11 protein-coding genes and 1 pseudogene are annotated in these 12,137 nt (G+C 74.2%); 5 read left to right on the top strand and 7 right to left on the bottom strand.

Annotated features, from left to right (window positions below; all coding sequences use genetic code 11):
* Position 1: 1 nt before the first annotated feature.
* From ACFV4P_RS13980 to ACFV4P_RS13960, 5 genes are all read right to left on the bottom strand, one after another.
* A complete protein-coding gene (locus tag ACFV4P_RS13980; protein ID WP_380470690.1) occupies positions 2-319 on the bottom strand; it encodes a trypco2 family protein in 318 nt (105 codons plus the stop codon).
* A 105-nt stretch (positions 320-424) separates the two neighbouring features.
* A complete protein-coding gene (locus tag ACFV4P_RS13975; protein ID WP_380470782.1) occupies positions 425-2,770 on the bottom strand; it encodes an ATP-binding cassette domain-containing protein in 2,346 nt (781 codons plus the stop codon).
* A gap of 39 nt (positions 2,771-2,809) precedes the next feature.
* Complete coding sequence (locus ACFV4P_RS13970; protein WP_380470688.1) at positions 2,810-3,259, bottom strand: SRPBCC family protein; 450 nt, start codon at positions 3,257-3,259, stop codon at positions 2,810-2,812.
* Between the two features lie 31 nt (positions 3,260-3,290).
* Positions 3,291-3,848, bottom strand: coding sequence for a TetR-like C-terminal domain-containing protein (locus ACFV4P_RS13965; RefSeq protein ID WP_073819055.1), 558 nt, complete (start codon positions 3,846-3,848; stop codon positions 3,291-3,293).
* 363 nt (positions 3,849-4,211) lie between these two features.
* A complete protein-coding gene (locus ACFV4P_RS13960) occupies positions 4,212-5,093 on the bottom strand; it encodes a LysR family transcriptional regulator (protein ID WP_380470686.1) in 882 nt (293 codons plus the stop codon).
* 148 nt (positions 5,094-5,241) lie between these two features.
* Between ACFV4P_RS13960 and ACFV4P_RS13955 the strand changes: the two genes are divergently transcribed.
* Genes ACFV4P_RS13955 through ACFV4P_RS13945 form a run of 3 tightly spaced genes read left to right on the top strand, consistent with a single transcriptional unit; the run spans position 5,242 to position 7,715 of the window.
* Entirely contained in the window at positions 5,242-5,667 is a 426-nt protein-coding gene (locus tag ACFV4P_RS13955; RefSeq protein WP_380470684.1) for a hypothetical protein, read from the top strand.
* Entirely contained in the window at positions 5,660-7,249 is a 1,590-nt protein-coding gene (locus tag ACFV4P_RS13950; protein ID WP_380470682.1) for a multicopper oxidase family protein, read from the top strand. Before ACFV4P_RS13955 ends, ACFV4P_RS13950 begins: the two co-directional genes overlap by 8 nt.
* 46 nt (positions 7,250-7,295) lie before the next feature.
* On the top strand, positions 7,296-7,715 hold the full coding sequence (locus ACFV4P_RS13945) for a nuclear transport factor 2 family protein (RefSeq protein WP_380470681.1): 420 nt from the start codon (positions 7,296-7,298) through the stop codon (positions 7,713-7,715).
* A 99-nt stretch (positions 7,716-7,814) separates the two neighbouring features.
* Here ACFV4P_RS13945 and ACFV4P_RS13940 read toward each other — a convergent pair whose 3' ends face one another.
* Positions 7,815-8,882, bottom strand: a complete 1,068-nt coding sequence (locus ACFV4P_RS13940) for a hypothetical protein (protein WP_380470679.1) — start codon at positions 8,880-8,882, stop codon at positions 7,815-7,817.
* A gap of 177 nt (positions 8,883-9,059) precedes the next feature.
* Here ACFV4P_RS13940 and ACFV4P_RS13935 point away from each other — a divergent pair, with 177 nt between their 5' ends.
* Together ACFV4P_RS13935 and ACFV4P_RS13930 are read left to right on the top strand one after the other, a co-directional pair.
* Positions 9,060-9,701: a TetR/AcrR family transcriptional regulator gene (locus tag ACFV4P_RS13935; RefSeq protein ID WP_380470677.1), complete on the top strand. Its 642-nt coding sequence runs from the start codon at positions 9,060-9,062 to the stop codon at positions 9,699-9,701.
* Positions 9,698-11,065: a carotenoid oxygenase family protein gene (locus ACFV4P_RS13930; RefSeq protein ID WP_380470675.1), complete on the top strand. Its 1,368-nt coding sequence runs from the start codon at positions 9,698-9,700 to the stop codon at positions 11,063-11,065. Before ACFV4P_RS13935 ends, ACFV4P_RS13930 begins: the two co-directional genes overlap by 4 nt.
* 50 nt (positions 11,066-11,115) lie before the next feature.
* On the opposite strand, the pseudogene ACFV4P_RS13925 reads toward ACFV4P_RS13930, so the two are convergent.
* Positions 11,116-11,559 (bottom strand): annotated as a pseudogene (locus ACFV4P_RS13925) (two-component system response regulator); the annotation flags it as partial.
* Positions 11,560-12,137: the final 578 nt, after the last annotated feature.

The following is a 12,137-nucleotide window of genomic DNA, read 5'->3' as shown; positions in this document are numbered from 1 at the left end:
GTCAGAACCCGTCCCGGCTGCCCAGGTCGTCGTTGGAGATGTCGACGCTGCCGCCGGTGGCCGCGGCCTTCGGCGTCAGCGTCACCGACACCTTGTGGGTGCGGGTCTGCGCGACGCCCGCCTCGGCGTCGGCGGAGACGACCCAGGCCTTGATGCCGCCCTTGGCGCGGGCGTCGCGCTTGAGCTCGACGGTGAAGTCGAGAGTGACCGGGCCGACCTCGAACTGGATGGCCTGGCCGCGGCCGCGCTCGGAGGCGTCCAGCAGTTCCAGGCGGATCGCCTCGATCGCGTCGGCCAGTTCGATGTCGTCACGGTCCATCAGTCGTCCCCCACGGCTCGGAGTTTCCCGAGGCCGAGCGTAGAGCGTGGGCCGGACAACGGTGGTGCGGTTGCACCAAGTCGCCTCAAGCTACCGCACGTTGGGTCAGTCCGAGCCGAGGTGCGAGCCGAGGTACGACGCGAGGTAGCGGGCCGTCGGGCTGCCCGGGGTGGCGGTGAGGGAGGCGGGGGCGCCGGTGGCGAGGACGCGGCCGCCACCGGTGCCGCCGGCCGGGCCGAGGTCGATGAGGTGGTCGGCGGTGGCGACGAGGGGGAGGTGGTGCTCGGCGAGCAGGACGGTGGCGCCGGAGTCCACCAGGCGGTGGAGCTGGGCGGTGAGGACCTCGCTGTCGGCCGGATGCAGACCGGTGGTGGGCTCGTCCAGCAGGTAGAGCGTGTGGTGTCGGCGCGCGGCGTGCAACTCGGCTGCCAGTTTGACGCGTTGGGCCTCGCCGCCGGAGAGCTCGGGCGCGGGCTGGCCGAGCCGCAGGTAGCCGAGGCCGACCTGCTGGAGGACGGTCAGGACGCGCGCCGCGGCAGGGACGTCGGCGAGGAACGGGGCGGCGTCGTCGACGGTCATCGCCAGGACGTCGGCGATGGTGGCGCCCCGGTAGGCGATCTCCAGCGTCTGCGGGTTGTAGCGGCTGCCGTGGCAGTCCGGGCACGGGTTCCACGCGGTGGGCAGGAACAGCAGCTCGACCTCGATCGAGCCCGCGCCCTCGCAGGTCGGGCAGCGACCCGACGCCACGTTGAACGAGAACCGCCCCGCGTCGTAGCCGCGCCGCCGGGCCTCCTCGGTGGCCGCGAACAGCTTGCGGACGACGTCCAACAGGCCCGTGTACGTCGCCAGGTTGGAGCGCGGGGTACGGCCCAGCGGCGTCTGGTCGACCGTCACCACCCGGCCGACGGACGGCTCGGCGGCCGCCGCCTCGGCCGCCGCGCCCAGCAGCGTCGACTTGCCCGCGCCCGAGACGCCCGTCACCGCCGTCAGCACACCCAGCGGCACGTCCACGTCGACGCCCCGGAGGTTGTGCCGGGTGACGCCGCGCAGGCGCAGCACGCCCGACGGGGTGCGGCCCCGGGACGCGGGCGGGGGCGGGGGAGCGAAGAGGAACCGGCGGGTGGCGGAGGAGGAGACGGAACGCAGGCCGTCCACCGGCCCGCTGTACAGGACCTCTCCGCCGCCCGCGCCCGCGCCCGGCCCGACGTCGACCAGCCAGTCCGCGCCGCGGACGACCGCCATGTCGTGCTCCACCACGAACACCGAGTTGCCCGCGGCGCGCAGCTCGGCGAGAACCTCGCGCAGCGCCTCGGTGTCCGCCGGGTGCAGGCCCGCCGAGGGCTCGTCCAGCACGTACACCACACCGAACAGGCCCGAGCGCAACTGCGTTGCCAGGCGCAGGCGTTGGAACTCGCCAGTGGACAGGGTCGGGGCGGCGCGGTCGAGCGAGAGGTAGCCGAGGCCGAGGCGCCGCAACGCGGACAGGCGCTCCGCCAGATCGGTGGTGATCAGGCCGGCCGGGCCCTCGTCGGCGGTGAACGGTTGCAGCAGCGCGGCGAGACGGTCGGCGGGCAGAGCGGCCAGGCCGGTGATCGGCAGGCCCGCGAACGTCACTGCCAGGGCCTCGGGGCGCAGCCGGTGGCCGTGGCACAGCGGGCAGGGCGACTGCTCCAGGAACGCGGCGGCCCTGGCGCGCGTCGACTCGCTGCGGGACTCGGAGAACGCCTTCAGCACCAGGCGGCGCGCACTGCTGTACTTGCCCTGGTACGGCCGCTGGATCCGGCCCGGCTCGCGCTCCGGGTGGACCGTCACCACCGGCTGTTCGTCCGTGAACAGGATCCACTCGCGCTCGGCGGCGGGCAGCTCCCGCCACGGCCGGTCGAGATCGTGGCCGAGCACGCCGAGGATGTCCCGCAGGTTCTTGCCCTGCCACGCGCCCGGCCAGGACGCGATCGCGCCCTCGCGGACGGACAGCGACGGGTCGGGGACCAGGGAGCGTTCGGTGACCCGGTGCAGCACGCCCTGCCCGTGGCACTCCGGGCAGGCGCCGGCCGGGGTGTTCGGCGAGAACGCGTCCGAATCGAGCCGCGAGGCGCCCGGCGGATAGTCGCCGCACCGCGACAGCAGCATCCGCAGCAGGTTCGACATGGTCGAGATGGTGCCCACCGAGGAACGCGAGGACGGCACCGAGCGGCGCTGCTCCAACGCCACCGCCGGCGGCATGCCCGTCACCGCGTCCACCCGCGGCGCCTCGACCTGCCGCAACAGCCGCCGCGCGTACGGCGAGACGGACTCCAGGTAACGGTGCTGCGCCTCCGCGAACAGCGTCCCGAACGCCAGCGAGGACTTCCCCGACCCCGACACGCCCGTGAACGCCACTACCGCCCCGCGCGGCACCGCCACCGCCACGTCCCGCAGGTTGTGCACCCGCGCGCCGCGCACCCGCACCATGCCGTCGTCGTCGATCTCCGTGCCGCTCACCGGGCCACGTTACCCCGCGAGAGCGGCCTGGCCTGCGAGGTTGGCGAGCGCGGTGGTGAAGCGGGCCTCGGTGTCGCGGGCCGTGCGGCCGTGCAGGAACAGCGCGAGCAGGCCGGTGAAACGTTCGCGCTGGACGACCCGGACGCGGCCGTCGCCGAGATCGGCGATCAGGTAGGAGTGCGTGTTGTCGAGCAGACCGGGCAGCAGGAGACGGCCGGCGCGGGTGAGTTCACGGCCGGGAGCGACGACGGTGAGCACCGGGTGGAAGGTCAGCTCGCGGCCGGAGGCGGTGCGGACCACCTCGGTCTGGCGGGCGCCGACGGCGAGTTCGCCCTCGACCCGCACCACCACCGGGTGCCACTGCGGAAAGCGGGCGTGGTCGGTCAGCAGCTGCCAGACGGCCTCCGGGGTGCCCCGGAACTCGGCCTCGGCGCGGACCTCGCAGGTGAACAGGCTCATGACGGTCTCCCCCTGGTGAATCGTCGGATCTTCAACGGTGGCGCGCCAGCGTGGCGTCGACCACGGCGCGGGCGTAGTGGGCGTCGACCGGGTCGCCGGTGATCAGCACCCGGTAGTAGAGCGGGCCGACCAGCTGATCGAGGATCAGCGCGGGATCGGCGTCCGCCGGGAGGTCGCCGCGGGCGGCGGCCCGGTCGAGCAACTCGGCGGCGGCGGTGCGACGCTGCGCCCACAGGGCGTGCAGGGCGTCGCCGAGTTCCGGGTGGCGGGTGCCGGCGGCGACCAACTCGGCGACCAGGGAACGGGTTTCGGGCCGTCGCAGGCCGGTGGCGATCGCGGCGAGGGTGTCGGCCAGATCGGCCCGGAGGTCGCCGGTCTCCCGGATCGGCGCGGTCTCGAACATGGTGGCGAAGGCGGCCACCACCAGGTGGTCCTTGGTCGGCCAGCGCCGGTACACGGTGGTCCGGGCCACCTCGGCCCGGGCGGCGGCCTCGTCCAGTGCGAAGCCCGCGTAGCCGCGTTCGCGCAGCAGTCCGCGAGCCGCGTCCAGCACCTTGGCGTCGACGCCGGTGTCACGGGGCCTGGCCATGGGTCCACCTCCGGATTCCGCTACGCATGTTTCGTAACGAGGGTGAGGCTAGTGGGGGCGGCGGCGATTGCGCAACACTTGTAGCGGAACGGGGGGTGCGGGTCGCGCGGGCGGACGGCGGTCTGGCGGCGGGTGGGGGCGCATGGGTCGACGGGGGTGGTCGAGGGGTGGCGCGGTCGGCTCCGCCGGCGTCGGTGCGGTGCGGTGCGCGATGCGGGGCGGGTCGATGACCGGCGCAGGGCCGCGCGCGTGGTCCGCGCGGCCGATGACCGGCGGAGCCGAACACCCGGGCGGGGCCGGAGCCTCGGCGGCCGGTAGCGGTGGAGGGGCTCTCCCGGCAGGGGCATTGGTGCCGGGCGGTGGTCAAGAAGACGGCGTCCAGGGCCAGTTGACGAGGCTCTCGCGCATCAGGGCCGCCGCGGGCGACAGGCGGGCGGTGGTGGACCAGTGGAGGGTGAGGGTGCGGCGGCAGGCGGGGGTGGTGACGGGGAGGAGGGCGAGGGGGAGGCGGGCCGCGGTGCGGCGGCCGAGGGCGGGGATCAGGCCGACGCCCAGGTCGGCGGCGATCAGGTCGGCGACGGCGGCGAGTTCGTCGCTCTCGCAGACGATGCGCGGCGGGTGGCCGAGGGCGGTGAAGAGGTGGTCGAGGAGGCGGCGGTTCCAGTGGCCGGGGCGGGCGGTGATGAACGGGAGCGCGGCGAGGTCGGCGAGGTCGACGGATTCGCGGTCGGCCAGCGGGTGGCCGTCGGGGACGGCCAGGAAGACTGGCTCGTCGAGGAGTCGGGCGCTGTGCAGGCCCTCGGTGCGGATCGGCTGCGAGGCGACGCACAGGTCGACCTCCTGGGCCCTGAGCTGACGGACCATCAGATCGGCCGAGAGCTGCCGCAGTTCGATCTCGGCGGCCGGGTGGGCGCGCTTGAACGCGGCGAGCGGCGCGGTGAACGTCAGGAAGGTCTCGGACGCCAGCCGAACCGTCCCGAAGCCGTCGCCCGCCGCCTCCGCCACGGCCCGCCGCCCGGCCTCCAACTCGCCGAGGCAGCGCTCCGCGTAGCCGCGGAAGAGTCGGCCCGCCTCGTTCAGGCGCAGCCGGCCGACGCGGTCGAACAGCGGGGTGCCGAGTTCGTCCTCCAGCCGGGCGATGGTGCGGCTCAACGAGGGCTGGGCGACCCGGAGTTCCTCGGCGGCCCGGCTCAGGTGCTCCAGCCGCGCCACCACCAGGAACTGGGTCAGTGCGTGCAGGTCCATCGCTGCTCCCCGTCCGGTTCCGCCCGGCCATGCCCGCAGCGGCATAACCCCATAGCAATATTGATCTTAGACCGGACAGCAGTCGGGGCATAACGTCGGGAGGGCGACAAGTTCCGTCCGCAGTAGAAGAGTTGAGGGAGTTCCCGGCATGGCTGTGTCAGTCGTCCCCGAACATCGGGCCAGGACCGGCCCCGCCGGGCAGGTGGTGCGCGTGCTGGCGGCCGTGCACACGGTGGCGGTATTCGGTCAGCCGGTGTTCGCCGGCGTGTACCTGAGCGGGTCCTACGACGGCCTCGGCTGGCACCTGGCCGGGGCGAACGCCGTCACCAGCCTCGGCTACCTCCAGCTGATCGCCGTCATGGTGCTGTGGTTCCGCAGCCGGATCAGCTGGCCGCTGGTCGGCACCGCACTGGTGGTGATCGCCGAGACCGTGCAGTACTTCGCCGGACTCGACGGCGCGCTCTGGCTGCACCTGCCGCTCGGCGTGGCGACCGTCGTGGGGATCACCGTCCTCACCATCGCCGTGCTGCGCGTCCCGCTGCCCGGCCGGGTGCGGGAGGCACGCGGTGAGTGAGCGTCAACTCGGCTTCAGCAGGCGGCAGGTACTCGCGTTCGGCGGCGCGTTCGGGCTGCTGACGGCGGGCAGCCTGGCCTCGGCCGCGGCGCTCGCGCACCGGCCGGCCGGCACCGGCGCCCTGCTGCGCAGCGCGATCGCGCTGCCGCCCGCGTTCCAGGTGCCGCTGCCGCGACCGCAGGTGCTGGCGCCGGTGTCCACCGCGGGCGGCGTGGACCGGTACGAGATCACCCAGCGGGAGGCGGTCGCCGAGATCCTGCCCGGCGTGCGCACCCCGGTGTGGACGTACGGCGGCAGCTTCCCCGGCCCGACGATCGAGGCCCGGCGAGGCCGCCCCACCGTGGTGACGCACCGCAACGAGCTGCCCGTCCCCACCGTCGTCCACCTGCACGGCGGACGCACCCCCGCCGAATCCGACGGCTACCCCACCGACCTGGTGCTGCCCGGGAGTTGGACGGAGTCGGGCGGCCACCACCACGGCGGCGGGATGGCGGACCCGCGGGCCGTGCAGAGCCGGGTGGTCCGCGAGTACACCTTCCCCAACGAGCAGCGCGCCACCATGCTCTGGTACCACGACCACCGGATGGACTTCACCGCGCCCGCGATCTGGCGCGGCCTGGCCGGGCTGCACATCATCCGCGACGACCGCGAGAGGGAGCTGGAACTCCCCGACGGCGAGCGGGAGTTGCCGCTGGTGATCACCGACCGGGCGTTCCGCGCCGACGGGAGCCTGGACTACCCGTCGCTGGACCCCGGGCTGCGCGACCGCCCGGGCGTCCAGGAGCCGTACATGGCAGGGGTGTTGGGCGATGTGATCCTGGTCAACGGCGCGCCGTGGCCGGTGCACGAGGTGGCGGCGGTGCGGCACCGGCTGCGGGTGCTGAACGCGTCCAACGCCCGGCACTACGAGCTGGAGGCGGTCGACCAGGACGGGCGGACGCTGGAGCTGGTGCAGATCGGCGCCGACCAGGGCCTGCTGGCCGCGCCCGTGACGCACCGCCGGCTGCCGCTCGCGCCGGCCGAACGCTACGACCTGCTGGTCGACTTCGGGGCGGTGCCGGTGGGCGGGACGGTCCGGCTGCGCAACCGCCTGGGCAGCGGGCGGACCCGGGAGGTGATGGCGTTCCGGGTGGTGCGGGCCCAGCGCGAGGACACCCGGGTGCCGGCGGCGCCGGCCACCGACCTGCCGCAGTGGCGGCGCGAAGACGCCGTGCGGACCAGGGAGTTCGCGTTCCGGGCGGGCAAGATGGGCGAGGGCCACGGCTGGCTGATCGGCGGCCGCCCGTTCGACCCGGCGCGCGAGGACGTGAGCGTCCGGCTCGGCGACGTCGAGGTGTGGCGGCTGATCGCGGACGTCCACCACCCCGTCCACCTGCACCTGGTGGGCTTCCGGATCCTGAGCCGGGGCGGTCGCGCGCCGCTGCCGCACGACGCCGGACTGAAGGACACCGTCTCGTTGCGGCCCGGCGAGGCCGCCGAGATCATCACCGGCTTCGACGGCTACCGGGGCCGGTACCTGTTCCACTGCCACAACGCGGAGCACGAGGACATGGGGATGATGGCGAACCTGGAGGTACGGTGAGACGCCTGCGCGCCGCGGGGGCGCGGGCGGGACGGCGGAGGCAGTGATGTATCACGCGATCACCCGGGCGAAGGTCCGCTCGCTGTGGCGGCGGATCGGGGCCGGGGACTACCTGGCGGCGGTGGAGACGGCCGCGCCGGACGTGCGGTTCCGGTTCGTCGGCGACACGCCGGTGAGCGCGGAGCTGACCGGGCGCGACGCGTTCGAGGACTGGTTTCGGGCGCTGTTCGCACGCTTCCCCGGCCTGCGGCTGACACTCCGCGACGTGGTGGTCCGGGGCTGGCCCTGGCGGACCACCGTGGTGGTGCGGCTGGACGTCGAGGCCACGCTCGCCGACGGCACGGCCTACCGCAACGAGGCGGTGCAGTGGCTGACGCTGCGCTGGGGCCGGATGACCGCGGACGAGGTGTTCGAGGACACCAAGGCGCTGGACGAGGCGTGCCGGCGGCAGGCGGCGGCGTCCTGAGCAGTCGTCCGGCGAGGTCGGCGAGGTCGGCGAGGTTCACGCGGCCGGCGGCGGTGCCCTGAGCGGCGGTGCCCTGAGCAGCGGCGTCCTGACCGAACGTCAGGCGAGGTTCGCGGGGGAGGAGGCGCCGGCCGCCAGCAGGTGGGGCCGGCCGGTGCCGTCCGCGGGGACGGACCAGAGGTCGGTGGCGTGGCCGTCCTGCGCGGGGAGGGCGTAGGCGAGCGTCCCGGCGTCCAGCCAGGCCACCTGGTCGTCGACGGAGCGGGTCTCGGCGACGGCGTGTTCGTGCAGGTCGGCGAGGTCCAGGACGTACAGCCGCCAGGGGTCGGCAGCTCCGGGGGAGACCCGCTTCTTGAAGGCGATCCGGGTCCCGTCGGGCGACAGCGCCGGGCACTCGACGTTCTCCCGCAGTGCGTGCGCCGACCAGGCCCGCAGGTCGCCCTCGACGAGGTGGGTGCGGCCGCCGACCGAGACGGTGGCGTAGAAGCGGTTGTCGTCGGCGGCGAAGCTGACGCTCCAGAAGTTCCGCGGGTCGCTGTCGTCCGGCCGGTCGCCGTCGATGGTCAGCGGGATGGTCTCGATCGACCGGACCAGTGAGCCGGTGCGCAGGTCGAGGACCGACGTGCGGGTCCCGAACCCGGTGGCGGCGTAGGAACGTCCGGTCGCGAAGGTCGTCCAGGACAGCACCTGCCCGGACGGGGAGACCCGGGCCAGGCTCGGGGTGCCCGGCAGGACGAAGGTGTGCAGTCGGTGGAAGTGCCGGTCGTAGACCACCGCCTCGGTGCAGGGGGGCCGGCCCGGCTTGGTGCGCAGGCACAGCGCCCGGTCGCCCGCCGCGTAGAAGCGCTCGCAGGACGGGCCGCCGGCCACCGCCGACCCGCCGTCGCGGTGCGGGGCGCGGGCGATCCGGCCGGAGGCGGCGTCGCGGTAGTACAGGCCGGGCTCGTCGAGGGTGAACGTCGCGTCCGCCTGGACGATCCGGTGCGGGCCGTCCCGTTGGCAGGTGTGCAGGGCGAACCCGACGGCCGCGCCGAGCAGCGTGACCACGACCACCAGCAGGACCACCAGGCGGGCCGCGGGCGCCTGACGCTCCTCCGTGAACTCCGGCGCGGGGACGGGTTCCAGGGCTGCCTCGAACACGTCCGCTGGTGTGGTGTCGGTCGTCATGAGGGTTCCCTTCGGGCAGGACGGCTCCCCGGAGATTAGTTGAAAGGAAAGTTTCCTACCAGTAAGTCACGAGCAGATCGCCACCACGAACTTCCGTGCGGGAACGGGAGGCTGACGCGGCAACGGATTGTCGGAAAGTGTGGGTAACGCTGTTACCGACAGGCTACGGTGTTACCCGTGAACGAGCTCAGCACGCCCTACCAGGACGCGCAACGCGCCGGCCAGCACGCCGTGCGGACCGCGATCCTCGACCACGCCATCGACCTCCTGGTCACCGAGGGGCCCGCCGCCCTGACGATGCGCCGGATCGCCACCGGCATCGGCGCCTCGACCAAGGTCCTGTACACCATGTTCGGCGGCAAGGAAGGCCTGGCCGACGCCCTCTACCGGGAGGGATTCGCCCGGCTGCGCCGCGCCCAGCAGCAAGTCCCGCGCGCCGCCGACCCGTTGACCGCCCTGAACGACCTCGGCGCCGCCTACCGGGCGCACGCCCTCGCCGAACCCGCCTACTACCGGGTGATGTTCGAACAGGCCGTGCCCGGCTACCGCCCCGGACCTGAGGCACTGGCCGCCGCCGACCACGCCTTCGACGCCTCCGTCACCGCCGTCCGGGCCTGCATCGACGCGGGCGTGTTCGCGCCCGGCGACGCGCACGAGATCTCCAAGCTGCTCTGGGCCGCCGCCCACGGCGCGGTGAGCCTCGAACTCGCCGGCCACTTCCCGCCGCCGACCGCCGCCGGCCGCTTCGACGCCCTGATGGCGGCCGTCGGACAGGCGTTCCTCGCCGAGCCGACCCACGGACAAGGACACCGCGCATGACGACCAACCGCTACCTGACCGGCAGCTTCGCCCCCGTCGCCGAGGAGGTCACCGCCCACGACCTGCCCGTCACCGGCCGCATACCGGCCCACCTGAACGGCCGCTACCTGCGCAACGGCCCCAACGCACTGGGCATCGAGGACCCCGCCGCGCACATCTGGACCCTCGGCCCCGGCATGGTGCACGGCGTCCGCATCCGCGACGGCCGCGCCGAGTGGTACCGCAACCGCTGGGTGCGCTCGGCCGCCGTCGCCGACCACCTCGGCGAGCCGCGCCGCGGCACCCCCGCCGACCCCCGGACGGACTTCGCCCCCAACGTCCAGGTCGCGGGCCTCGCGGGCCGGACGTACGCGCTGATCGAGGGCGGCATCCGCCCCTACGAACTCACCTACGAACTCGACACCCTGGGCCCCTGCAACCTCGGCGCCACCCCCGAGGGCTACAGCGCCAACGCGCACTCCGTCTTCGACCCGCACACCCGGGAACTGCACTCGCTCGCGTTCCGGTACGGCTCCGAACACGTCCAGCACATCGTGATGGACCGCACCGGCGCCGTCCGGCACACCACGCTGATCCACACCCCCGGCAACCCGTACATGCACGACTTCGCGCTGACCGAGCACCACGTCGTGCTGTACGACGCCCCCGTCGTCTTCAGCCCCGCCCACCTGCCCACCGGCGTGCCGTTCAGCTGGGACGACACCCACCAGGCACGCGTCGGCGTCATGCCGCGCCACGGCGGGCCGGTGCGCTGGTTCGACGTCGCGCCGTGCCTGGTCGGCCACACCCTCAACGCCTACGACGACGGCCACGAGGTGGTCGTCGACGTGGTCCGCCACCCCGAGGGCTTCGCCATCCGGGACTTCGGCGGCAGCCGCCCCACCCTCGACCGCTGGCGCATCGACCTGGCGGCCGGGACGATCCGCGAGGAACGGCTCGACGACCGCACCCAGGAGTTCCCGCGCGTCGACCCCCGCCGGGTCGGCCGCCCGCACCGCTACGGGTACGCCGCCGCCGCCGAACTGTACGCCGCACCCACCGGCCCCGACGACCCGCGTCCCAACGAGGGGTTCAGCAGCGCCCTGCTCAAGCACGACCTGCTGCGCGGCACCGTCGAGGCCCACGAGTTCGGCCGGTTCGGGGCCGTCGGCGAGGGCGTGTTCGTCCCCGCCGAGACGCCCGCCGCCGAGGACGACGGCTACCTGATGGCCTACGCCCACAACCCCGAACGCGGCGCGGCCGACCTGGTGATCCTCGCCGCGCAGGACTTCGCCGGCGAACCCGTCGCCCGCATCCACCTGCCCGTCCGGGTACCGCTCGGCCTGCACGGCAACTGGGTACCCGGCGGTCCGGCGGATCACTGACGGGCGCTCGCCGTCGTCGTCCGGTGGTCGGCCGAACTCGTGGACGGGCCTGCGGCCAGGCCCGCAGCCGGGCCGGCGACGGTGCTCGCCGGGGTGCTCGCGACGGCGTTCGCGACGGTGCGGCGGGCCGGCGCCGGGAGCATGGCGTGACGGCGGCGCTCGCGGTGCAGCTCGACGTGGACGGCGACCTTCGCGCGCAGCGCCCACGGGTCGACCGGCTTCGGGATGAAGTCGACCGCGCCCGCCGCGTACCCGCGCATCGAGTGGTCCGGGTCCGTGCCGATCGCCGTGACGAAGATGATCGGAATGTCCCGGGTGCGGGCCCGGCGCTTGATGTGCGCGGCCGTCTCGTAGCCGTCCATCCCCGGCATCTGCACGTCCAGCAGGATCACCGCGAACTCGTCCGGCTCCAGCAGCGCCCGCAACGCGTCCGGACCCGACGCGGTCCGCACCAGCCGGTGCCCGTGCGGCCCGAGGACCTCCTCCAGCACCATCAGGTTGTCCGGCCGGTCGTCCACCAGCAGCACCTTCGGCGGCGGGCCCTCCTCCAGCGGACGAGCGGGCGGCAGCGGGGTCTCCGAGAGGCCCTGCTGCTGCTCCACCAGGGCGAGTTGACGCTCGAACAGGTCGCAGCGGGTCTCCGCGCAGGTTGCCCGGTCCCGCGCCCGGGCCAGCTCCTCGGCGAGCCGGTCCACCTCCTGGGCCAGCGCGTCGCGCTCCGCGAGCAGCGCGGAGCGGTCCTGCGGCGCGGGCCGGCCCTGCTGCGGTACCGGGTCCGGGGCCGGTGGTTTCGGCACCGGCGGGCGGGACTCCAGACGGACCAGCCGGGCGTCCAGGTCGGCGATCGACTGCCGGGTGTCGTCCAGCGCGTGGTCGAGCTGCTCCTCCCGCGCCCCCGCCCGGCGGGCCTCCCGGTCCGCCGCCTGCAACTGGCCCTCCAACTGCTGCACCGCCCGGCCGATCGACGCCGCCGTGCGCAGCGCCGCCCGGTGCTGCGCACGCAGCCGGTCCAGGGCCGCCGGCTCCAGCCGGGCGCCGCAGTCCTCGTCCAGGTGGTGCAGCATCTCCTCGA

The sequence above is a fragment of the Kitasatospora sp. NPDC059795 genome, from assembly GCF_042732175.1.
Taxonomy (GTDB): Bacteria; Actinomycetota; Actinomycetes; order Streptomycetales; family Streptomycetaceae; genus Kitasatospora.
This window is presented reverse-complemented; position numbering and strand designations above follow the sequence as displayed.